This is a genomic window from Nocardia salmonicida, from assembly GCF_036142455.1.
GTDB lineage: Bacteria > Actinomycetota > Actinomycetes > Mycobacteriales > Mycobacteriaceae > Nocardia > Nocardia salmonicida.
The window spans coordinates 1,185,139-1,206,006 of record NZ_CP108014.1 but is presented as its reverse complement, the minus strand read 5'-3'; the positions used below and the strand labels follow the sequence as shown (position 1 = coordinate 1,206,006).

The 20,868-nt window shown below is 65.9% G+C and carries 22 protein-coding genes; 10 read left to right on the top strand and 12 right to left on the bottom strand.

All coding sequences use genetic code 11. The annotated features are described in order from the left end of the window. Positions 1–450: 450 nt before the first annotated feature. The 6 genes from OHS03_RS05915 to OHS03_RS05890 form a co-directional block, all read right to left on the bottom strand. Positions 451–1,116: a GNAT family N-acetyltransferase gene (locus OHS03_RS05915; RefSeq protein ID WP_328661393.1), complete on the bottom strand. Its 666-nt coding sequence runs from the start codon at positions 1,114–1,116 to the stop codon at positions 451–453. 50 nt (positions 1,117–1,166) lie between these two features. Next, complete coding sequence (locus OHS03_RS05910) at positions 1,167–1,829, bottom strand: hypothetical protein (RefSeq protein WP_328661392.1); 663 nt, start codon at positions 1,827–1,829, stop codon at positions 1,167–1,169. Between the two features lie 112 nt (positions 1,830–1,941). Beyond that, positions 1,942–2,772, bottom strand: coding sequence for an alpha/beta fold hydrolase (locus OHS03_RS05905; RefSeq protein WP_328661390.1), 831 nt, complete (start codon positions 2,770–2,772; stop codon positions 1,942–1,944). 46 nt (positions 2,773–2,818) lie between these two features. Continuing rightward, positions 2,819–3,331 (bottom strand): anthrone oxygenase family protein, encoded by a 513-nt coding sequence (locus tag OHS03_RS05900; protein WP_328661387.1) that lies wholly within the window; start codon positions 3,329–3,331, stop codon positions 2,819–2,821. Positions 3,332–3,346: 15 nt separating this feature from the next. Next, on the bottom strand, positions 3,347–3,808 hold the full coding sequence (locus OHS03_RS05895; protein WP_056823283.1) for a VOC family protein: 462 nt from the start codon (positions 3,806–3,808) through the stop codon (positions 3,347–3,349). Between the two features lie 48 nt (positions 3,809–3,856). Continuing rightward, positions 3,857–6,052 (bottom strand): MMPL family transporter, encoded by a 2,196-nt coding sequence (locus tag OHS03_RS05890; RefSeq protein ID WP_328661385.1) that lies wholly within the window; start codon positions 6,050–6,052, stop codon positions 3,857–3,859. Between the two features lie 175 nt (positions 6,053–6,227). Here OHS03_RS05890 and OHS03_RS05885 point away from each other — a divergent pair, with 175 nt between their 5' ends. Continuing rightward, entirely contained in the window at positions 6,228–6,818 is a 591-nt protein-coding gene (locus tag OHS03_RS05885; RefSeq protein WP_328661384.1) for a dihydrofolate reductase family protein, read from the top strand. Here the strand turns inward: OHS03_RS05885 and OHS03_RS05880 are convergent. After that, the gene (locus OHS03_RS05880; protein WP_328661382.1) at positions 6,800–7,741 is read right to left on the bottom strand and encodes an alpha/beta fold hydrolase; all 942 of its coding nucleotides are present in this window, start codon (positions 7,739–7,741) and stop codon (positions 6,800–6,802) included. The genes OHS03_RS05885 and OHS03_RS05880 overlap by 19 nt on opposite strands. Before the next feature lie 90 nt (positions 7,742–7,831). Here OHS03_RS05880 and OHS03_RS05875 point away from each other — a divergent pair, with 90 nt between their 5' ends. Both OHS03_RS05875 and OHS03_RS05870 read left to right on the top strand, forming a co-directional pair. Beyond that, positions 7,832–8,680, top strand: a complete 849-nt coding sequence (locus OHS03_RS05875) for an SDR family NAD(P)-dependent oxidoreductase (protein WP_328661380.1) — start codon at positions 7,832–7,834, stop codon at positions 8,678–8,680. A gap of 123 nt (positions 8,681–8,803) precedes the next feature. Beyond that, on the top strand, positions 8,804–9,154 hold the full coding sequence (locus tag OHS03_RS05870) for a histone-like nucleoid-structuring protein Lsr2 (RefSeq protein WP_056822989.1): 351 nt from the start codon (positions 8,804–8,806) through the stop codon (positions 9,152–9,154). Between the two features lie 58 nt (positions 9,155–9,212). On the opposite strand, the gene OHS03_RS05865 is transcribed toward OHS03_RS05870, so the two are convergent. Then, the gene (locus tag OHS03_RS05865) at positions 9,213–10,514 is read right to left on the bottom strand and encodes a lipase family protein (RefSeq protein ID WP_328661378.1); all 1,302 of its coding nucleotides are present in this window, start codon (positions 10,512–10,514) and stop codon (positions 9,213–9,215) included. 193 nt (positions 10,515–10,707) lie between these two features. After that, positions 10,708–11,100, bottom strand: coding sequence for a hypothetical protein (locus tag OHS03_RS05860; RefSeq protein ID WP_328661376.1), 393 nt, complete (start codon positions 11,098–11,100; stop codon positions 10,708–10,710). Between OHS03_RS05860 and OHS03_RS05855 the strand changes: the two genes are divergently transcribed. Next, positions 11,099–11,647 (top strand): TRADD-N-associated membrane domain-containing protein, encoded by a 549-nt coding sequence (locus OHS03_RS05855; protein ID WP_328661374.1) that lies wholly within the window; start codon positions 11,099–11,101, stop codon positions 11,645–11,647. The two genes, OHS03_RS05860 and OHS03_RS05855, sit on opposite strands and share 2 nt — an antisense overlap. Positions 11,648–11,819: 172 nt before the next feature. After that, the gene (locus OHS03_RS05850) at positions 11,820–12,665 is read left to right on the top strand and encodes an aldo/keto reductase (RefSeq protein ID WP_328661372.1); all 846 of its coding nucleotides are present in this window, start codon (positions 11,820–11,822) and stop codon (positions 12,663–12,665) included. Between the two features lie 43 nt (positions 12,666–12,708). Here the strand turns inward: OHS03_RS05850 and OHS03_RS05845 are convergent, their stop codons facing one another. Further along, positions 12,709–13,047, bottom strand: a complete 339-nt coding sequence (locus tag OHS03_RS05845; protein WP_328661370.1) for a cupin domain-containing protein — start codon at positions 13,045–13,047, stop codon at positions 12,709–12,711. Positions 13,048–13,111: 64 nt separating this feature from the next. On the opposite strand from OHS03_RS05845, the gene OHS03_RS05840 reads away from it, so the two are divergent. The 3 genes from OHS03_RS05840 to OHS03_RS05830 all read left to right on the top strand — a co-directional run bounded on the left by OHS03_RS05840 (position 13,112) and on the right by OHS03_RS05830 (position 16,236). Further along, positions 13,112–14,536 (top strand): aminotransferase-like domain-containing protein, encoded by a 1,425-nt coding sequence (locus tag OHS03_RS05840; RefSeq protein WP_328661368.1) that lies wholly within the window; start codon positions 13,112–13,114, stop codon positions 14,534–14,536. Between the two features lie 64 nt (positions 14,537–14,600). Continuing rightward, the gene (locus OHS03_RS05835) at positions 14,601–15,503 is read left to right on the top strand and encodes an alpha/beta fold hydrolase (RefSeq protein WP_328661366.1); all 903 of its coding nucleotides are present in this window, start codon (positions 14,601–14,603) and stop codon (positions 15,501–15,503) included. Positions 15,504–15,513: 10 nt separating this feature from the next. Next, positions 15,514–16,236, top strand: coding sequence for a MerR family transcriptional regulator (locus OHS03_RS05830; RefSeq protein WP_328661363.1), 723 nt, complete (start codon positions 15,514–15,516; stop codon positions 16,234–16,236). Between the two features lie 38 nt (positions 16,237–16,274). Here the strand turns inward: OHS03_RS05830 and OHS03_RS05825 are convergent, their stop codons facing one another. Next, entirely contained in the window at positions 16,275–17,612 is a 1,338-nt protein-coding gene (locus tag OHS03_RS05825; protein WP_407942501.1) for an MFS transporter, read from the bottom strand. A gap of 177 nt (positions 17,613–17,789) precedes the next feature. On the opposite strand from OHS03_RS05825, the gene OHS03_RS05820 reads away from it, so the two are divergent. Further along, entirely contained in the window at positions 17,790–18,344 is a 555-nt protein-coding gene (locus OHS03_RS05820) for a TetR/AcrR family transcriptional regulator (protein WP_328661361.1), read from the top strand. Positions 18,345–18,383: 39 nt separating this feature from the next. On the opposite strand, the gene OHS03_RS05815 is transcribed toward OHS03_RS05820, so the two are convergent. Then, positions 18,384–19,271, bottom strand: coding sequence for a LysR family transcriptional regulator (locus OHS03_RS05815; RefSeq protein ID WP_328661359.1), 888 nt, complete (start codon positions 19,269–19,271; stop codon positions 18,384–18,386). Positions 19,272–19,393: 122 nt separating this feature from the next. Between OHS03_RS05815 and OHS03_RS05810 the strand changes: the two genes are divergently transcribed. Further along, a complete protein-coding gene (locus OHS03_RS05810; RefSeq protein ID WP_328661358.1) occupies positions 19,394–20,863 on the top strand; it encodes an alpha/beta fold hydrolase in 1,470 nt (489 codons plus the stop codon). The last annotated feature ends 5 nt before the right edge of the window (positions 20,864–20,868 follow it).

Sequence of the window (20,868 nt, the reverse complement as noted above, 5' to 3'; positions counted from 1 at the left end):
GTCTACTCGGGTGCGGCGGTGGCGGCTTCCGAACGGAGCCGCGCACATCTTCACCCCGTGACCGGTGCCGCCACCGCCGCATGTATCCGTGTTAGCCGGTCACAGACAAAGGCTGACCTCGAGCACCGGAAGCGGAAGAGGGACACACACTTCCACCGAACCCGAGACGGGCGCCGGAGCCGCCGCTGTAGCGGTACCGGCGCCGATCGCACCGGCGGACAATACGATGGCGGCGACGGCGAGCGGACGGGAAATTCTGGAGTTCATACGGTCATCCTCATTTACAGTCTGTGAAACATCCCAGCTTCGGGACATCTCGATCAGATCACGAACGTCACGCCGATCGCTATCACCACGCACAGGTTTTGACGTTCCTATTCCCTTTCCGCGGAATCGTCATGGATTTCCACAACAATTTCCTCCACGAATTACTCGCGTTTCGTAGCGCCGTCAGGTACTGCGTGACCTTCTACCGCGAACAGGACTCGAGATCGGTTGCGGCACTTGGCGCATGAGCCATCTGCACGGGCCGCCACCGGGGAGGTCGATCACCGCGGTCGTGTCGAATCCGAGGCGTTCGTAGAAGGAGAGGTTGTTCGGGTTCGTTGTTTCCAGATGAACGGGGACACCGTCGGCGGCCGCTCGATACATTCCCGCCGCGACCAGGTCCTGTCCGTGTCCGCGTCCGCGCGCTTTCGCGGAGACGCCGAGCGCCAACAGGTGCCAATGCTGCTCCTGCACGCCCGCCGCGTAGGTCGCCTGCGCGCCCGCGCGCGCCTGTGCGGCGTGTGAACCGTAGGTACGCAGCGCTCCGAGCTGTCGACCTACCGTCGCTCGGGGCAGGATATGAAAGGTCGCCAGCCAGACCGCGACGCCGACGATCGCGCCGGTGCCGTCGAGGGCGAGGTCCACCCCATCGCTGCAATCGCGGGAATCGTCGAGCGAGGATCGAAACGACCGGGCAAGCCTGATCCTGCGGGTGGATTCCTTGGGGTGCAGCCACAGGGTCGCCGGGTCGTCCGCCAAGGCCGCGGCCAACAGTTCGGCGGCGACGCCGAAGTCCTTCCTGTTGCCGGGGCGAATCCGCCGAGTATTCCCGTGTACCGCATCTCCCACGGGCGGAATGATAATGGCGAGTCGTCCATCGGGCCGCCCGAGCTGGACAATCAGACCGGGACGGCTCGACCCCGCAGGTAGGCGATGACGCTGTCGGCGCCTGAGTCATCGGAGTCGGCGACGGATGATCGGAACCGGTCCACCGCGTCATCGAGTCGCGGTCCCGGGCCGTGATCGGCGAGCAGAACGACGATCGCCTCCAGGGCGGCGGGTTGCGGATTCGGTTCCGCCAATAGTTCATCGAGGTAGGCGTCCGGCTCGAGCAGGCGCAGTGCCCGGCGCGCGTAGGAATGGACGCGCACCGGCAAGTCGGCGCGAATGGCGTCGACGTCGGCTTGTAGCGCGGGGCGCGACCGATGGGCCGGATCGACCCGCAGCGACCACAACTCGGTCAGCTCCTCGCCCATTCCACGATCGTCGATCAGTGCGGGCCCGGTCGCTTGTTCGAGCGCGGTCGGTGGGAGTCCTCGCACGGTGTCGCGCCAGTTGCAGTATTCCCACCAGGCAGTCGGCGTCGCGCCGAGTTCCAGGCCGAATCCGATCGCCTGCTGACCGTCTGTCCAGGTCCGCTGGGTGCGGGTGCGGCGGATCGTTGCGACACCGTCGGCGGTGATCTGCGTCCAGGCGGCTTCCGTTCCGTGAAAGCCATATGGCCGCAACAGCTTTCCCGCCTCGCGTGTCAGGCGGCGTAGCGCAGAGTCCGGTCCGTCCATGTGAGCAGAATAGAGGTGCGCACCGACAAGTTCGGTTCACCGACGCTCAGCGCCCGCTGCGGCCGCATGTCGCGGCGGCGGGATCAACGCTCGACCGCGACGGCGGTTCGGACTAGGAATCCACGACGCGCGTGCCCGTCGTCGCGGCGAGCACCGCGGCGGTGAACTGCTCGGGCGACTCGACCATCACCAGGTGACCCGCACCGTCGACAACGATCGACCGCGACGGTTTCAACGTGCTGTTCAGCGTGGCGCCGGCTCGCGCGCACAGCACTCGATTACGACTGCCCCAGATCGTGGTGACGGGCGGAAAGCCGGCCGGCGGCACGAAGCTGTCCAGTTCGCCGAGCAGCGGAATCTCGCGAGAGATCGCGGCGGTAACCATCAGCCGACGGGGTTCGGTCCAGCTCTCGCGCAGATGCGCGACGACCTCGGCCGGGGCGTTCTCCGAACCGAGTTGTTCTGCCACGAGCAGCCCGGCCACCGGGCCGGGAATGCGGACTCGCGCCAGCACCGAGTCGATGTGCAGCCGTCGACCGAGCGCTGCCGCCCATGCCGTGCGGGTCGGTCGCAAGGTGGCCGGGGTGAGCGGGCTGCTGAGCACCAGCGACCGCACCCGGTCGGGACTGCGCCGCGTATAGAGCAGCGACAGCGCGCTGCCGAAGCAGTGGCCGACCAGCGTCACATCGCGCAGATCCTGCTCCTCGAGGAACGCGGTGACCATAGCCAGATAGTTCTCGACCGTGTACCCGTTGTCGGGGGCGTCCGAGTCGCCGTAGCCGATGAGGTCGATGGCGAAGACCCGATGGTTGTGCTTCAGTGCGTCGAATTGCGCACGCCAGATGTGACGGTCTCCGCCGAGGTTGTGCAGGAAGACGATCGGCGGCCCCGCACCCGCCTCGTCATAGGCGATCAAGGTCCCGCGAAAGTCGAAATGCCGCATCCCGGGGCTTCCTTCCAGTGGCAGCCACGTGACCACGTCGTCGTGGTCAATCCACGGTAGCGCCGACACCCTCGCCCGCAGGGCGAAACTCCCGCTTCGCCTCGCCAGAACACCACACCACCAGCACGATGATCAGCGCGAAAGCAGCCAGCGCTGTCCCGGTACGCAGGAAATGGAAGAAGTCCCATCGCTCGAGGACGACGGCGTAGTCGGCGGGCGCTCCGTCGACGGCCCAGGCATTGATCTTGTGGTTGATCGGCACGTTGCCGAGCCGGGTGATGAGGAACGACCCGACCACCAGCACTGTGGCCGCCGCGGCGAGCACCCGGTCCCTGCCGGTCTGCACGATGGCCAGAGCGAGGCAGCTCAGCGCGGCGGCGGCCATCGTGAGCTGCATGCTGATGCTGTTGTTCTGCATGAGTTCGGTGTGGAATTCCAGGCGCATCTGTAGCGGGACCCGATGAAAAGTCGGGACCAGATTCGCGGCGCCGTAGCCGAACGCACCGGCGAGAAGGCCGGTGGTGAGCAGGGCGAGCGCGCGTATCGGAGCGTGGTTCATGAGGTGGGTGTCAGATCAATCAAGACAGAACTCGTTGCCTTCGGGATCGGTCATCACGATCCACCCCGCACTCATCGGCGGCTCGGGTTCGAAGCGCTCGACCCGCTTGCCGCCCAGCGCGACCAGCCGCTCGCACTCGGTTTCCAACGCCGCCATCCGCTCGTCGCCCTGCAACCCGGGCGCCGCCCGAACATCGAGATGAACCCGATTCTTCGCGACCTTGCCCTCCGGCACCTGCTGGAAGAACACCCGAGGACCATGCCCCTCCGGATCCTCGATGGCCGACTTCGAGTTCCGCTCTTCGGCCGGAACACCGATCCGCGCGAGAAACTGGTCCCACACGACCAGCGGGTCGACCCCGGCAGGCACCTCGACTCCCGGCGGTCCCGGATGCACATAACCCAGCGCGTCGCGCCAGAAGGTCGACAGCGCGGCCGGGTCGTGCGCGTCGAAGGTGATCTGAATATGGCGGCTCATCATGACTCCGTTCATGGCAGCTGAACACACGGGTGGCAGACCTTTTCGTCACCGTATGCCAGGGGTCCGACAATCTGCCGCGGTGGTTGCCGGGGACGGTGATTCGCCCAGTCCGAATCTGTCGTGGACGGTCTTCATCCACGTCGGAGCCCACCAGCAGTCGTCGCCGAGCAACTTCATCGTCGCGGGGACGAGGAGCATGCGCAGCACGGTGGCGTCGATGATGAGCGCGGCGATCATGCCGTAGGCGACGTATTGCATCAGGACCAGGTCCGAGAACGCGAAGGCGCCGGTGACCACGAGCAGGATCAAGGCGGCGGCGGTGATGATGCGACCGGTGTGCGCGGTGCCGATGCGGACCGCCTCGGTGGTGGTGGCGCCCTGGGCCCGCGCTTCGACCATGCGCGAGAGCAGGAAGACCTCGTAGTCGGTGGACAAGCCGTAGATGATCGCGATGATCATCACCAGCATGTTGGCCTGAATAGGTTGCGGGGTGAAGTTCAGCGGGCCCGCGCCGTGGCCGTCGATGAAGATCCAGGTGAGGATGCCCAGCGTCGAGCCGAGGCCGAGAGCGCTCATGAGGGCGGCCTTGATCGGCAAAATCAGCGAACCGAAGGTCAAGAACATCAGCAGCGTGGTGACGAGCAGAACGAGAGCGATCATCCACGGCATGCGCTCGAGCAACGCGTCGAGGCTGTCCTTCTGGATGGCGGGGACGCCACCCACGAGCATCCGCACTCCGTCGGGCAGTTCGATGCCGCGGAGATAGTCGATGGTGGCGTCGGCGGAATCGGAGTCCGCGAGTGTCGTTGTGGTGCGGTACACATCCGACTGCACCGGCGACCGCGACGGCAGCTCGAACTTCGTCGCCAGACCGGGCGCCTGGTTGGCCAGTTTCAGGGCGGCGCCGATCGCGACGGTGTCGCCGGAAACGAAGATCAGGTCGATCGGATCGGATCTGCGGCCCGGGAAGGTCGCGTCGATCTGCTCCTGTGCGACGCGAGTGCTGTTGTCCGGCGGCAGATATCGTTCGCTGAAGCCACCGAAGGCCAGGTTGCGGGCAGGCAGGATCAACAGCACCAACACCACGCACAGCACGCCCGCGACCTTCACCGGGTGCTTCATCACCCACTGTGTGCTGCGGCCCCAGAACCCGTTCTCCACCTCGTGCGCGGACTTCGTTCTCCGGAGCCGCCTACTTCCCCACATGTCCACGCGGGCGCCGAGAATCGCGAGCATCGCGGGCAGCAAGGTGATCGCGGTGAGCGCGGCCAGCGACACGGTCGCGATGGCCCCATAGGCGATGGATTTCAGGAACCCCTGCGGGAACAGCAGCATGCCTCCCGCACTGGCGATGATCATCGTCGCGGAGAACACCACGGTGCGCCCCGCCGTCGTCATCGTGCGCCGTACCGCCGCCGCGGCGTCGTGGCCCTCGGCGAGTTCTTCGCGGAAGCGACTCACGATGAACAGCCCGTAGTCGATGGCCAAGCCGGCACCGATCATCGAAACAACCGGCGCGACAAAGGAGTTCACCTCGGTGACGTAGGTGAAGGTGCGCACGATTCCGCTCGCGCCCAGCATCGTCAGCCCGCCGACGATCAACGGCAGCGCGGCGGCGACCACACCGCCGAAGATGAAGAACAGCAGCAGCGCGACCACCGGGAACGCGAGGAATTCCATCCGGCGGATGTCGTCGGCCAGGGTGTCGTTGAGTGTTCCCGCCACCGGTTGCAGCCCGCCCACTTGCACATCGACACCGGGAATCGCGAAGGCGTCCTTCACCTTTCTGGTGTTGCGCAACATCTCGGTATCGTTGTCGCCGACGATGGCGACGGCGGCCACCGCGCGGGTGCGATCCGAGGTGGCGAACAGGGAACCGCTCGCCCGACCCGTTTCCGTCTGCCAGTAGGCCCCGTTGACGCCGGCTATCACCCCGGGGTACGCACGCGGCAAGCTGTTGAGGTTGTCGACGATCTTGCGGCTGAACTCGGGATCGTCGACGGTCTTGCCGGGCGGTGCGGTGTAGAGCACGACCACATCGAGGTCGTGATTGCGACCGAACGCATTGTCCGCCAAGCGCCCCGCCAGCGCGGATTCCGAGCCGGGATCGTCCATGCCACCGGAGCTCAGCTCATCGTGCAGCCCCAGCCCGTACCCACCGAGCGCGAGCAGTGCGGCCACCACCACGCCGAGTACGCCGAACCGGAACCGATAGACCACATCGCCCCAGCGCGTGAACACTAGCTCGTCGTCCGTTCGTCGGCTCCGAGTGCAATCTTCAAGAGGCCGCATCCTTTCAGGTGGTCCGCCCGATGTGCCTCCCACCAAAAGTACCGCCTCTTCGCGACTTTCCGCCGAGCGATTCATACTTCTTCGACGATCTCGCCGACACACTCCCCCGCGACAAGGAGCAGCCATGACCGAACGCACTGTGACCGCGAATATCGGCCTCACCCTCGACGGACGCTACAACGGCCCCGGCGGCCCCACCGACATGCAGGCGATCGTCCGCTACGCCACCACCGATGTCGCCCGCGATCACCTCACCCGCATCTGGGAGGGCGCGACGACGGCGCTGCTCGGCCGGGTCAATGCCGAAGGCTTTCTGGGGTTCTGGCCGACGGTCGCCGCCGACGAGAACGCCGACCCGCGCGACCGCGCCTACGCGAAGTGGCTGGTCGACACCGAGAAGGTGGTCCTGTCGACCACGCTCACCGAGGCCCCGTGGGAGCGCACCCGCATCGCGAACGCACCGACCGCCGACGTCGTCACCGCGCTCAAAGCCACCGGAACGGGTGACATTCTCGTCAACAGCAGCCCGACCGTGATCAAGGATCTGCTCGCGGCGGACCTGATCGACCGACTGCACCTACTGCTGTGCCCCGAGATCGCCGGCGACGGACAGCGACTGTTCGACGACGGGCTGCCCGGCTCACGGTGGACGCTCACCCGTCACGAGGCCGGCGAACTGGGCGAGCTGGCCCTGACCTACGACCGCGCGCGCTGATCGACACCGACTTCGTGCAGCGCGGTGACCAGGAAGTCGTTGACCGCGTCGGTTCGCTCGAGGTGCACGAGATGGCCCGCACCCGGAAGTTCCACTACCGCACGGAGATCGGCGACATTCGCCCGGAGGGTGGCAAGCGGGTCGCGACCACTGAAGCCCTCCATGTCGGGGTCGTTCTCGCCGTAGAGGAAGTAGGTCGGCACCTCGATCCGGGCATCGGCGAACGGCTCGGCGAGTTCCCAGTTGCGGTCCAGATTGCGGTACCAGTTCAATCCCCCGGTGAAGCCCGTCCGCTCGAAATCCGTGGCGATGGTGTCGAATTCACTGTCACTGAGCCAGGTCCACGGCAGTGCGGGCGCCTGGGGCAGCACATCCAGATAACCGAGCCCCGGCGGGTTCTTCCAGGTGTCGAGATAGTGGTAGTCCCCGGAGAGGGAGAAGTAGACGCGGGACAGGAATTCCCTCGGTCGCGCGGCGAGTTCGACATCGGCGACGCCGGGCTCCTGGAAGTAGGACAGGTGCAGGAAGTGGCGCTGGGCGGCCTTTGTCCAGAAGGCCGACGGTGGACGCGGCGGGCGCGGCGAGTACGGATTGTTCAGCACCACCAGGGCTTCGACGCGTTCGGGAGCGCGCAGCGACAGCTCCCACACCAGTTGGGCACCGAAATCGAGGCCGACGAACACAGCCTTCTCGGCGCCGATGTCGTCGAGCAGCGCCAGGAGGTCACCGATCACGGCCTCGTTGGTGTAGGCGGCGACGTCAGCGGGCGCCTCGGTTCGACCGTAGCCGCGAAGGTCGGGCGCGATGGCTCGGAATCCCGCCTCGGCCACAGCCGCTATCTGCCGGTGCCAGATGAACCCCGTGTGCGGAAATCCATGACAGAACACCACCGGGTAGCCCTGCCCCTGCTCGGTGACATGCATCCTGATTTCGCCTGTGTCGAGAAATCTCTGCTCCACTACCGCCTCCAATTTCTAGAACGTGTTCTGATTTGACGGTAGTGTCCTGAGGTCATGAGCGGAACACCCAAGATTCTGGCCGGGCGCGTCGCGGTCGTCACCGGGGCAAGTCGTGGCATCGGTAAAGGCATCGCCCTCGAGTTGGGCGCGGCCGGGGCGACCGTGTACGTCACCGGACGCACCACCGAGCCCGGGAAGCTGCCCGGCACCGTAGGGGAGACCGCCGCGATGGTCACCGAGCTCGGCGGACACGGCGTCGTGGCAGTCTGCGATCATCGCGACGACGACGCGGTCGAGAAGCTCTTCACCCGGATCCGCGAGGAGCAGGGGCGCCTCGATGTGCTGGTCAACAATGTCTACAACTCCCCCGCCGCCGCGCGCTGGCTGGGCCGCAAGTTCTGGGACGTGCCGCCGAAGGCGTGGGACGAGACCTTCGTCATCGGCGTGCGATCGCACTATGTGGCCAGTGTTTTCGCCGCACCGCTGCTGATCGAGTCCGCGGGCCTCATCGTCAACGTCTCCTCCCCCGGCGCCCGGCGGTACATGCACAATGCCGTTTACGGCGTCGGCAAGACCGCCCTGGATCGCCTCACCGCCGACCTCGCGCACGACCTGGCAGGCACCGGCGCAACCGCGGTCTCGATCTGGCCCGGGATCGTGAATACCGAACTGCTGCAAATGGTTCCGGCTGATGAGAACGGCCGTCGCCAGGTCACCCTGCCCGGCGAAGGCACCTTCGATCTCGACACCGCCGAGTCCCCACGCTTCCCCGGGCGCGCCGTGGTAGCGCTGGCCGCCGACCCCGGCCGGTCGACGCGCACCGGGAAATCCTGGAAAGTCGCCGATCTCGCCGAGGACTACGGGTTCACCGACGTCGACGGACGCATCCCTCGCGCCGACTGACCACTCCTCGGCGGATTCTTCGGCGACGTCCGAACACGGTCGACGAACCGAGCGAATAACCCGCGCCGCGGTCAACTAAGATCAGCGACGGTAATTCTCGGCACCCGAACGAACAGGACTCCCATGGCGCGCAAAGTCGTTGTCACACTTGTCGATGATTTCGATGGCACGTCCGCTGCCGATGCGACTGTCACATTCGGAATCGATGGGGCAGCCTACGAAATCGACCTGTCCGATGCCAACGCGGCAGAGTTGCGTGAGGTGTTCGAACAGTGGGTTCCGTACGCGCGTCGCACCGGTCGGGCCAAAGCAGGCGCCGCACGTCGCCTCGGCTCGGCACCGGCAGCCGAATCCACCCGTCGCAACGATCTGACCGAGATCCGGGCGTGGGCTTCGCAGAACGGGCACACCGTGTCCAGCCGCGGCAGGATCTCGGCGGAAGTCATCTCGGCCTATGAGCAGGCTTCGGCGTAAAGCTTCGGTTCGTCGACAGCACGGCGCGCATTCCCTCCGCGCGCCGTGCTGTTGTCGTCTAGTTGGGCAGCGGAATATCAGCCTTGAATCGCTCACCCGGCGCAAGACCGCGCAGCACCGCACTGGTCCAGGCCACCGCGGGCGGCCAGCCCGCGACGGCGTTGACGACGTGTTCGGGCAGCGGCATCGTGTAGAACCGCAGGTCCGCGCCGCGGTTCCAGTAGTCGTTCACCGTCGGCAGGACCGCCGACGTCGGGATCAGCTCGTCCCAGATTCCGTGCCACCAGAAGATCGGGATGTCCGGAATATGGTGCCCCAGACTCTGATCCGCGAGCACCTCCATCACACCCGGCGCCGTTTCCAGTGACTTCCCCGGCTGGAAATAAGCACTGATCGGCCGGTACGCGCCCGCCGCGGCGATCGTGTAAACGCAGCGACTCCGCATATCCGCCACAATCGGCTGACCTTCGGGGGTCAGCAATTCCTTGGCGTCGAACTGGTCGGGAAATTCCCGCGACAACGCGGCGAAGCCGAGCCACATCGTGAAATTACTGGCGCCGGTGAGGCCCGGCTGCTGGGCGATCGCGTAACGGGCCTGAGCGCGGAGGTCGGCGGGGAATCCGCCCACCGCGGTGCCGAGCAACCGCACATCGGGGGCATAACTCTCGCGAAGTTCGGCCGCGCGGATCGAACCAGAGCCGCCGCCGGAGTACCCGTAGAGCGCGATCCCGGAGTCGGTCAGGCCCAACGCCGAGTTCTTCATGGCGCGCAGACTGTCGAGCACCATTTTGCCTTCGTCATAGGTGTTGAAGGTATTGAACTTGCCGTCGAAGTCGGCGACGTTGATCGCGAATCCCTGCGCGAGCCAATAGATCGCCAGCGCGGCCTCTTTCATCGTGCCCGTCTGCAACGTGTACGACGGGTTGCACGACGAATCGGTCGCGTCGATGGCCTCCTGGAACGACACCACCGGTCGCGAACTGCCCGACCACGGGATGCCGGGGACGATCACCGAGGTCGCGGTCGCGATCGGGTTGTCGTGCACGTCGTTGCTTCGGAACAGCAGTTGTTCGGTGTGCACCGGGAAGGGCAGGCCGAGCAGACGCGTCTGCACCGTTCGGGAGCGAATGATCTGTCCGGGCGCATAGGAATTCAGGTCCGCCGGGTCGTCGTACCAGGGATCTTCCGCGGGCACCGGGATCGGCAGCATGTCGTAGAGCTGGGGTTCGGCGGGCAGCTGTGGGAGCTGGTTCTGGTCCGGCGGGAATCTCGGATACGGGTCGCCGGTGGCGTTGCCCGCGCTCGACACCGCCAGACATACCGCCGCCAGCGGCACTGCCGCCCATCTCGTTCTGAACATTCGTCCCCGCTTCGGTCGACCGCGTCCACCCCGGCGACTCGAGTGGATGGTGGCTGCCGCGCTGCGCTGCATGGCGTCTCCTCTGGTAGGTGACGCTGATTACAGCACGAGCGCTTGTTTCTAACAAGAGTTCTTGTTCATAACGCCCGACCTGTGCCGTTGACAAAGGATCCGCCGCGGCCACACTCTCTTCTCACACGCAGATACTTCTTTCGCCATCGCCACCAGCCGCGGCGACCGATACGACAAGAACAAGCCCGCCGAGCTGTCGAAAACCCAGACCTACATCCTGGTCCGCGAACCCGACGGCCAGTGGCGGATCGCCGCCTTCCACAACAAGCCGGCGGCCGAACGATGAACGCGAATCATCCTGCGCGAGTAGACAACAGGAAAGGGGATAACGGCTCGCGGTAGAGTGCGCGGGGTAATTCGCAGGGGTGTAGCTGGATTCGGGGGATACCGTGAACGAAATCTTGGCCTTGATCGGGGTGGGTGGGCTGATCCCGACGGTGATCGCGGCGGTGTCGGCGTGGTTCTCGACGACATTCAGTCGCCGAATCAACAAGCGGGCGATCGAAACCACCATGACCGCCGACGCCGTTCCTCCCGTGGTCTCGATACCGACCGAACCGGCGGATCAGGACACCGACCACACCCAGACGCCGCGACCTCGAACCGAGGAATACCTCCGGCAGGTGCGCAGCGCGATGGCGCAGAGCACGGCGTTCTTCTGGGCGTACATGATCAGCGGCTGCTGTGGAGTCGTGGTCGTTCTCGCCGCGGCGTCGATGGTGGCGTTCGGCAATCGAGACGCCGCCGCCGCGACCTCGATCATGGGTGCGGTGCCGGTCGGGATCACCGCGCTGTTCTACAAGCGTTCCACCGACCTCGATAAAATCGTGGGCGAGAACCTCGCACGCCTGGGCAAAGCCGACGAGATCGCGGAAGCCAACCGCGCCGCGCACGATGTGGTGTCGCGAATGGGGGTCGGCGCCGATCAGGACCGGCTACTGGCCATGATCGGGGTGCGGCAACTCTTTCCGTCCGCCACGCCCGCGGAAGTCGCTGAACTCCTACGGACCGTGCCGGTCGAATCCGGACACCGAGTCGCCGCGGTACGACCGCAGGGGTGACTGGCAGTACCTGGAACAGCAGTCACTTCCACGCGCGACACCCACGGTGTCGAATGGTGTGAACAGCGCGTGTCGCCGACACCCGACTCGGCGGCGCGGTCATGCTCGCAGTGGCCGTCGTCGCGACAGCCACGCTGACCGCTCCCACCGAACTCGCGAAAGGACCGCAAGCATGCAGCACGTCACGTTGAACAACGGTGTCGAGATGCCGATCCTGGGCTACGGCGTCTACCAGATCCCCGCCGACGAGGTCGAGAAGACCGTCAGCGACGCCCTGGCCACCGGATATCGGCTGATCGACACCGCGTCGGCCTACCAGAACGAGGAAGGCGTCGGACGCGCGATCGCCGCTGCGAGCATCCCCCGAGAGCAGCTGTTCGTGACGACCAAATTGTGGGTGCAGGACTCCGGCGAGGACAACACGACGCGCGCCTTCGAGAATTCCCTGCGCCGCCTCGGCCTCGACTATCTGGACCTGTACCTGATCCACCAGCCCTACGGCGACTACTACGCCGAGTGGCGTGCCATGGAAGCGCTGCACAAGCAAGGCCTGATCCGCGCGATCGGCGTCGCCAACTTCTACCCGGACCGCCTGGTCGACCTGATCGACCACAACGAGATCACTCCGGCGGTGAACCAGATCGAAACCAACCCGTTCTTCCAGCGCCGCGACGACCAGGCACTGATGAGCGAACTGGGTGTGCAGATCGAGTCGTGGGGGCCGTTCGCCGAGGGCAAGAACAACCTGTTCACCAATCCGACCCTGGTGTCGATCGCCGAAGCTCATGACAAGTCGGTCGCCCAGGTCGTGTTGCGCTGGCTCACCGAACGAGGCGTCGTCGCCATACCCAAATCTGTTCGCGCGCAACGCATGGCGGAGAACTTCGACTGCCTCGATTTCACCCTCACCGATGACGAGATGCAGCAGATCGCCGACCTCGACACCGGCAAGTCACTGTTCTTCGATCACCGCGACCCGACGATGACCCACAACCTCGGCACCCACCGCATCGACTGATCACCGCCGCGCGCATGAACACCGAGGTCGTCGCCGAGGAAGTTCAGTTGCCGTATTGCGCTGTCTCCGGGTGCTCGATCAAGAGCGCGTGCGCGACCTCGTCGGCGACCGGGCGGTGCCGGATTCCCTTGGGCACCACGAATAATTCGCCCGGATGCAGGATGATGGGGGCGCGGTCTTCCAGTTCGATCCGGAAGGTGCCGTCCCAGCAGAGGAAGAGTTCGTCTTCGTCGTGGTGGTGCCAGGGGAATTCGCCCGACAGTTGGGCGACGCGGACGACGGTGTCGTTGACCATGGCCAGCTCCTGCTGTTGAAAGGGGCCGGGCAGGGCGGCGATGGCCGCGGGGATCGATACCGAACCGGTAGTGCTCGAGGCTGTCATGGTGATCATCGTCGAGCTGCTCGGGGCGACGATCCAGCGCCAATCGGCCATAATTGGTTTGGCTATGGATCCAATTACTGTGATAGATCGGCTCGGTCGCTGGTCGGCGGGGCGCGGCCCGCTGTATGCGCTGCTCGCGGCGGGGTTACGCGGGCTGATCGAGGACGGCGAACTCCCTCCTGGCGCGCTGCTGCCGCCGGATCGCAAGCTGGCTGTGGCATTGTCGGTCGGGCGGAGCACCGTGGTGGCGGCCTATGACCTGCTGCACGACGAAGGGCGAATCGTTCGACGACAAGGCAGTGGCACCCGTGTCGCGGGATCGCCACAGGTCGATCCGCCGGAAACTACCAGTGAGCCGATGTTCCTCGACCTGCTCGAGCCGCGGTCCGACGTGATCTCGCTGGCGTGCGCGGCACCGGATCGACCTCCCCACGCAGTGGCCGAGTCCTATGCGGCGATGCTGCCCGCCTTGGCCGCCACGACCGACGACATCGGCTACTACCCGTCCGGCCATCCGGCGCTTCGGGAGGCCGTCGCCGAGTATTACCGTGGGCGGGGTCTACCGACCGAGGCCGGGCAGATCCTCGTCACCACCGGTGGGCAACAGGCGCTTTCGCTCCTCGCACGCGCCTTCCTCCGGCCTGGTGATCGCGTTCTCGTGGAGGCTCCGACCTATCCCGGCGCGCTGGAAGCCTTTCGCGCGGAAGCGGCGGTCGTGTGCGGTCTGCCGCCGGGGTTGGACGGTTTCGCGGGAGCGATCCGCGACCAGCGCCCCACTCTCGCCTACGTGATCCCCACGTTCCAGAACCCGACAGGCTCGGTGCTGTCCACGCTCACACGGCGCAGACTCGCGGAAATATCAGCAGCAGAAGGAATTCCGCTCATCGATGACGAAGTCCTGGCCGAGCTCGGCTTCCCCGGCCACGAGACTCCGCGACCACTCGCCGCGTTCGCGGACACCGTGATCACCATCGGTTCGCTGAGTAAAAGCGTCTGGGGCGGACTGCGAGTCGGCTGGATCCGCGCGGCATCCCCTGTCGTCACCAAGCTCGCCAGGCTTCGCGCGGTACACGACCTCGGCGGCAACCTTCCCGCCCAGCTGGCCGCGGCCGAGCTGGTCCCCCGCCTCGACGACCTGCTGCGCGCGCAAGCCACCGAGCGCCGACTTCGCCACAACCATCTCCGCGCGGAACTAGCCCGCCGAATCCCCGAATGGGAGGTACCGCCGGTCGATGGCGGACAGACCCTCTGGATCCGATTGCCACATGGCGACGGCGTTTCCTTCGCACAAGCCGCACTGCGCCACCATGTTTCGATCCTCGCGGGCAGCGGCCTGGATCCGACCGGCGGGAGCGAGCGCTACCTGCGGCTTCATTTCCTCCATCCGCTGGAAACCCTCACGGCGGCAGTCGACCGTCTCGCCGAAGCCTGGCGCACCTACCGCCCACCGAACAGACCCACTGTCACGACACCACCCCTGGCGATGTGACGTCTCGCCTCGGTGATCGGCACGGGTTGACCCTGACGCTGCGTCAGGGTTGCACCCTTGTCGCATGACGAACAACAACACGTCCACGACCCGGCTTGCCCCGCCGGTCGGCGGATTCGAGGAGATCGACGGCACGCTCGTCTTCGCGCACCGGTCGGGCAGCGGCGGACCGGCCGTGGTGTTCCTGCCCGGCGCGAGCGCGGTCGGTCTGGACTATTTCGTTGTGCAGCAACAGGTTTCCCAGTTCACCACTGCTGTCGTCTACGACCGCGCCGGCACCGGCTACAGTGATCCGCTACCGTTGCCTCGTACCGCCGAAGCGGTCGCCACGGAACTGCATCAGCTGCTGCGCGCCCACAACATCGCCGCCCCTTATGTTCTCGCGGCGCACTCCCTCGGCTGCCTCTACGCGCACCGGTTCGCTCAGCTGTACCCACAGGACGTGGCCGGACTGGTCTGGATGGACGGCCTGCATCGCGACTGGGACGAGTTCATGCCGCAGGCGATGCACCTGGCGGCAGCCGCGGCGCCGGCGCCCGATCTCGACCAGGTCGAACAGATGCGCACCGCCCTGCGCGAGCTGCGCGGCGAGTTGCTCGCGGACTACCCCGAGCACGTGCGGCAGCCGCTGATCGACGCCAAGTCGAGTGCCGAATGGATCCGTGCGGGCTTCGCCGAGCGCAGCGGATTGACCGAAGTGGCGACCGAACTGCACGCCGGGCCGAACCTTCCTGATGTCCCCCTGGTAGCGCTGAGCGTGATGGGCGCCGACCCCAGCCAGCCCGCTGAGGCGCTGGCCGAGATCCACGACGGCAGGCGACGAATGGACGCGGCCTTGGTGAGCGGAGTTTCGCGAGGAGAGCAGCGCATCATCACCGACACCGTGCACCACCGGCTCTGCTTCGACCGCCCCGATGCCGTGGTCGAGGCGATCCGCGATGTCGTCGACCAGGTGGCAGGCCCCTAGAATCGGCGCGGTGCTCACCATCGGCCAACTCGCGGCGACTGCCGACGTGACCGTGCGCACCGTGCGCCATTACCACCAGGTCGGGCTGTTGCCCGAGCCAGAGCGCGACGCCTCCGGCTACCGCCGTTATCCCGCGCAGGCGGCGGTGGATCTCATCCGGATCAGAACCCTCGCCGACGCCGGCGTCCCCCTGTCCAGGATCGACGCGCTGCTGCACGCGCAACCGACCGAATTCGCTTCCGCCATCAGCGATATCGACGCGGCGTTGCAGCGCAAGATCGATCAGCTCGCCGAGTACCGCCACCGGATCGCCGAACTGGCCGGCGGCGAAAGCCTCTTCCTCCCCACCGAAGTGGTCGCCATCCTGAACCGGATGCGCGGTCTCGGCATCAGCGAACAACGAGTGCGACTGGAGCGCGACTCCTGGATCCTGCTGCAAGCGTTGGACGCCGACGCCCTCCCCCAGCGAATCCGCGAGAAGAACGCCGAATTCGACGACCCCGAAACCACCCGCCTCTACCTCGCAGTCGACGAATCGGTCGACTGGAACCCCCACGATCCACGCCTCGACCAACTCATCGACGACCTGGACACCTGGCAGATCCGACACCAACGCCCCACCACCCGATCCACCGAACTCGTAGCCTCCCGAATCTCGGAGTCCTCCCCCGCCTGGCAACGCATCGTCAACGCCCTCACCCACCGAACCCAACAGCGAGCCACCGAGAGCTGACCCCGGCCAGTCGGTGGCCTGGCGCGGAGTGCGCTCGATCAGCTCGAACCGGGTCGTGCCGAGGTTCGTGGACGGCCCGGAACGTAGTGCGAGCTCAGTAGCGCGATCGCGAGGAAACATGCGACTGTCAGGGTGCTCCCGATGCGTACGCCGAGAATGGGATTCGGAAGCACCAGACATGCGCCCAGCAGCGCGATCCCGATCGCCATTCCGATTTGACGGGAGGTGTTCAGGACTCCCGACGCCAAGCCTGCATAGCGTGGGTCCGCGGCTGCCATCGCTGCCCCGTTGCAGCTGGGCCCGAACAATCCGCACCCGAGTCCGACCACTGCGGAGCCGACCAACAGTACGGGCCAACTCGTCGGATCCCCCACCGCCGAACACACGACGGCACCGGCCACTGCAATCAGCGACCCGGTGACCAGTAGCCACCTCATCCCACGGCCCGACCACAAGCGATTGAGCACCAGCGTCGCGAAAGTCCACAGCATCGCGAACGGCAGGAAGAACAAGCCCGTAGTCCTGGCGTCGTAGCCCCACTGGCTCTGCAAGAAGATGGCCAGCATGAATTGCAGTCCGTAGGCACCGAATTGGAAAGCGAATCCGTTCGCTATCGAAGCTGCGAACGACTTGTTCCGGAAGATCGCCAACGGCAGGACCGGGGACGGCACTCGTGATTCCGCCCAGGCGAATCCCAGTAGGGCGAGCACGGATGCGACGAGCAGTAGCAGCGTCAACGGCGAAGACCAACCACGGTCGCCACCTTTGATCAATCCGCCGATGAGCGCACCCAACCCCGCGATGGCCAGCAGTTGACCTACCCAGTCGAAGGATTCGTCGCCACGGCGCGTGGTCTCGGCGATGTGGCGCCATGTCAGCCACAGCGCCGACGCACCGATCGGCACATTGATGAAGAAGATGGCCCGCCAACCCAGCGACTCGGTGAGCAGCCCACCTCCGATGGGCCCGGCGACCAACGCTATACCGCCGGTCGCGCCCCACACCGTTATCGCGCGCGCCCGCCTCGTCGCATCCGGGTACGTCCGGGCGATGATCGCGAGCGTGGTGGGCAGTACTCCTGCCGCGAAGATCCCCTGAACGGATCGGGCGACGAGCAACATCGGCAGGCTGGTGCTCACGGCACAGACCAGCGAGGCGACAGTGAATCCGCCGAGCGCCCAAACGAACACCCGTCGGGCACCGAGACGATCGGCCAGCGTTCCCGCGCTGAGCAGTAACGCTGCCAGCGCGATCGTGTAGACGTTCACCAACCACTGCATAGCCGCCATCGACCCGCCCGCCTCGGTTCGAATCGAGGGCAACGCGATGTTCAGTGCGCTGCCGTCTACCAGGATCATGAAGAATCCCAGGCAGATTGCCGTCAGGGCCGCGCTTTCATTCGGCGTCCGCCTTCGGCTGCTGTCCGGTTGTTCGGAGACGCCGACCGGCCTGCGTGCCCCTCCGAGCTCGATGACTCCATGACCACCCCTCCACAGATCCTGTACCTATGAGTACAGATCGATACTGTACATACCAGTAGGTACAGTTGCCGTATGACGACGGCCGACCGCTTGATCGAAAGCATGCAAACTCTGCTGTGGGAGCGCGGTTACTCAGGGACGAGCCCACGCGCGGTGCAAGAACTTGCCGATGCGGGCCAAGGCAGCATGTACCACCATTTCCGGAGCAAAGCGGGACTCGCCGTTGCCGCCGAGCTTCGGATGGGCGAAGAGCTGAGGGAACAGATCACCGCCCGACTCGACAGCGGATCGACAACCCGCGAGAAGGTTGCCGCGTTCTTGACCCTCGACGAAAACGTCCTGCGCGGTTGCAGACTCGGGCGGCTGGCCCAGGACACGGCAGTGGTGGCCGACGATGCGCTCCGAGAACCGATCGCCACGATGTTCGACTGGATCCAGGATCAGATCCGACAGGTCCTCGCCGAGGGCGTCCGCAACGGGGAACTCGATGCGAGCCTGGATATCGACGACCTCGCCGCCACTATCCTCGCTGTTCGACAGGGCGCCTACGTCCTCGCTCGTGGCGCACAGTCAGGCGAACCGTTCCGCCGCGCCTCCCGGGGCATCCTTCAGCTCCTTCCCCGATAGCCGAGATGGCACGAACCGTGCCGCCCTGCCCGCTTACGGTCAGAGTCGGGCGGTGTCGCACGCGGCGCGGACGAAGGCCTGGACTCGTGCGGTGAGTCCGGTGTTGAGCCAGCCGAGGCCGAATTGTAGGGGTGGGGCGTCGGTGACGGGGATGAAGGTGACGTCGGGGCGGACGTAGAACAGGGGGGCTTGTTCGGTGGTCAGGTAGACGCCTTTTTCTGCGCCGACGAGGGCGAGGATTTCCTGGAAGGTGGCGGCGGTCGGGCCCGGTTCGATGGGGCGGCCGGATGGGGTCTTCTTGGGGTGGTGGAATTCGTCGAAGTAGGAGGGAAGCTGCGGCGGGTTCTGGATCATGGCGACCTCGGCGAGGTCTTCCAGGGACAGCGCGGGCCTGCGGGCGAAAGGGTGGCCGGAGGGGACGGCGAGCATCTTGTCTTCACGGAGCAGGGGTAGGCCGATGGTCATGTCGGGCTCGTTCATCGGGAAGCAGCACAGCATGGCTTCGACATCACCCTCGCGCAACCGATTCGCACCGTCGCTCAGCTGCAACTCGGTGATCCGCACGGTGCATTCGGGGTGCCTGGCCTCGAAGATCTCGCCCACCTCGAGCAGGTACCGTCCGCCGGCCGACCCGAAATAGCCGACCCGCAGGGTGCCGTGGATGCCGCGTCCGGCCAGTGTGGCATTGCGTACGCTGCGCTGAACCTGTTCGTAGGCCGGCCGAAGCTCGTCGCGCAGCTGACATCCGACCGGCGTCAGGACGACCTTGCGACTGGTCCGTTCGAACAGCGGCACCCCGACCTGCCGCTCCAGCGCCTTGATCGTCTTGCTGACGTGCGCCGTCGAGACCCGCAGCCGTTCCGCGGTTCTGCCGAAATGCAGTTCCTCCGACAGCGTCAGGAACGCCTCGATCTCGTTTCGCTCCACGCCCCGCCTTCGATCATTGCCCACCGGTTAACGACCCTTGGGTGATTTGTCGTTGATCACTCCCGGCGAACGGTTGATCATAGATCCGTCTACGAAAAGTGTTCAGAGAGGCCGGTTTCGACATGGCGGTAGTGACCGTTCCGCACATCAGGCATCGGGTCGTCGAGATCGACGGCGTCCGGGTCTTCTACCGAGAAACCGGGCCGACCGGCGCGCCGGCACTGCTTCTCCTGCACGGCTTTCCCTCGGCATCGCACCAGTTCCGGCGGCTCATGGACGCACTGGGCGGGCGATACCGGATGATCGCCCCGGACTACCCCGGCTTCGGGCATACCGAAGTCCCCGACGATTTCGTCTACTCCTTCGAGCGCCTCGCCGATATCGTCGAAGGGTTCGTCGACGCGGTCGGACTGCGACGATTCGTGTTGTACGCCTTCGACTTCGGTGGTCCGGTCGGGTTGCGGCTCGCGACCCGCCGTCCGGCGCAGATCGCGGGTCTGATCGTCCAGAACTCCAACGCCTACGACGAGGGCCTGTCCGAGATGGCGCGCGCGATGACCGCGAACAAGCCAGGTCTGCCGGGCGCCGAGGACAATGTTCGACAGATCCTCGAACTGCCCGTCACCCGCGGCCAATACGAGGGCGGCACCACCGATCCGGAGCTCATCGCGCCCGACGGCTGGACCCTGGATCAGCATTTCCTCGACCTCCCTGGCCGCAAGGACGCGCAGGTGCATTTGGCCCTCGACTACCACACCAATGTGGCGCTCTACCCGGTGTGGCAGCAGTGGTTGCGCGAGCACCAGCCGCCGACGCTGGTGCTGTGGGGTCGCAACGACGCCTTCTTCCCCGAGGCGGGCGCCACCGCCTACCTTCGTGACCTCCCCGACGCCGCGATCCACCTTTTCGACACCGGACATTTCGCGCTCGAAGAGAATCTGCCCGACATCGCGCCGCTGATCGATGATTTCGTCGATCGCCTGTATCACCGCAGACCCATGAAGATCGCGGTCATCGGTGCCGGCGGCAACCTCGGCGGTGCGGTGGCCAGGGAGGCCGTCGCTCGCGGCTGGCAGGTCACCGCGCTCGGCCGGGACACGATGGATGTCACCGACGCGGCCTCGGTCAAGAATGCCGTCGCGGGTCACGACGCCGTCGTCGCGGCCATCAAGGGCGAGGATCGACTGGTGCCGCGCGGTGCCGCGACCCTGCTCGAAGCCCTTCCTCTCGCCGGGGTCGATCGCCTGGTGTTCCTCGGTGGGGGCGGCAGCCTCGAGTACGCGCCGGGACAGCGTTTCGTCGACGCGCCGAACTTCCCCGCCCAGTACCTGGAGACAGCTCGCGACCAGACCGAAGCGCTGGAGATCTTGCGGGCGTCCGACTCGCCGGTCCGGTGGTCCTACGTCAGCCCGCCGCCCGTGCACCTGGTCCCCGGCGAGGCGACCGGCGCCTACCGGGCCGAGGCGCGCGATACCCCGATCACGGATGCCGACGGTGAAAGTCGTATCAGCGTCGGCGATTACGCGGATGCCATCGTCGACGCACTACAAGACGGCTCCTTCGTCGGCCAACGCTTCACCGTCTCGTATTGAGCTGC

What these genes read in the sequence shown, in the direction of transcription:
- OHS03_RS05910 (WP_328661392.1), bottom strand. Translation starts at nt 1,829, where the DNA reads ATGGACGGACCGGACTCTGCGCTACGCCGCCTGACACGCGAGGCGGGA.
- OHS03_RS05905 (WP_328661390.1), bottom strand. Translation starts at nt 2,772, where the DNA reads ATGCGGCATTTCGACTTTCGCGGGACCTTGATCGCCTATGACGAGGCG.
- OHS03_RS05900 (WP_328661387.1), bottom strand. Translation starts at nt 3,331, where the DNA reads ATGAACCACGCTCCGATACGCGCGCTCGCCCTGCTCACCACCGGCCTT.
- OHS03_RS05895 (WP_056823283.1), bottom strand. Translation starts at nt 3,808, where the DNA reads ATGAGCCGCCATATTCAGATCACCTTCGACGCGCACGACCCGGCCGCG.
- OHS03_RS05885 (WP_328661384.1), top strand. Translation starts at nt 6,228, where the DNA reads ATGACCGAACGCACTGTGACCGCGAATATCGGCCTCACCCTCGACGGA.
- OHS03_RS05880 (WP_328661382.1), bottom strand. Translation starts at nt 7,741, where the DNA reads ATGCATGTCACCGAGCAGGGGCAGGGCTACCCGGTGGTGTTCTGTCAT.
- OHS03_RS05875 (WP_328661380.1), top strand. Translation starts at nt 7,832, where the DNA reads ATGAGCGGAACACCCAAGATTCTGGCCGGGCGCGTCGCGGTCGTCACC.
- OHS03_RS05870 (WP_056822989.1), top strand. Translation starts at nt 8,804, where the DNA reads ATGGCGCGCAAAGTCGTTGTCACACTTGTCGATGATTTCGATGGCACG.
- OHS03_RS05865 (WP_328661378.1), bottom strand. Translation starts at nt 10,514, where the DNA reads ATGTTCAGAACGAGATGGGCGGCAGTGCCGCTGGCGGCGGTATGTCTG.
- OHS03_RS05855 (WP_328661374.1), top strand. Translation starts at nt 11,099, where the DNA reads ATGACCGCCGACGCCGTTCCTCCCGTGGTCTCGATACCGACCGAACCG.
- OHS03_RS05860 (WP_328661376.1), bottom strand. Translation starts at nt 11,100, where the DNA reads ATGGTGGTTTCGATCGCCCGCTTGTTGATTCGGCGACTGAATGTCGTC.
- OHS03_RS05850 (WP_328661372.1), top strand. Translation starts at nt 11,820, where the DNA reads ATGCAGCACGTCACGTTGAACAACGGTGTCGAGATGCCGATCCTGGGC.
- OHS03_RS05845 (WP_328661370.1), bottom strand. Translation starts at nt 13,047, where the DNA reads ATGACAGCCTCGAGCACTACCGGTTCGGTATCGATCCCCGCGGCCATC.
- OHS03_RS05840 (WP_328661368.1), top strand. Translation starts at nt 13,112, where the DNA reads ATGGATCCAATTACTGTGATAGATCGGCTCGGTCGCTGGTCGGCGGGG.
- OHS03_RS05835 (WP_328661366.1), top strand. Translation starts at nt 14,601, where the DNA reads ATGACGAACAACAACACGTCCACGACCCGGCTTGCCCCGCCGGTCGGC.
- OHS03_RS05820 (WP_328661361.1), top strand. Translation starts at nt 17,790, where the DNA reads ATGACGACGGCCGACCGCTTGATCGAAAGCATGCAAACTCTGCTGTGG.
- OHS03_RS05810 (WP_328661358.1), top strand. Translation starts at nt 19,394, where the DNA reads ATGGCGGTAGTGACCGTTCCGCACATCAGGCATCGGGTCGTCGAGATC.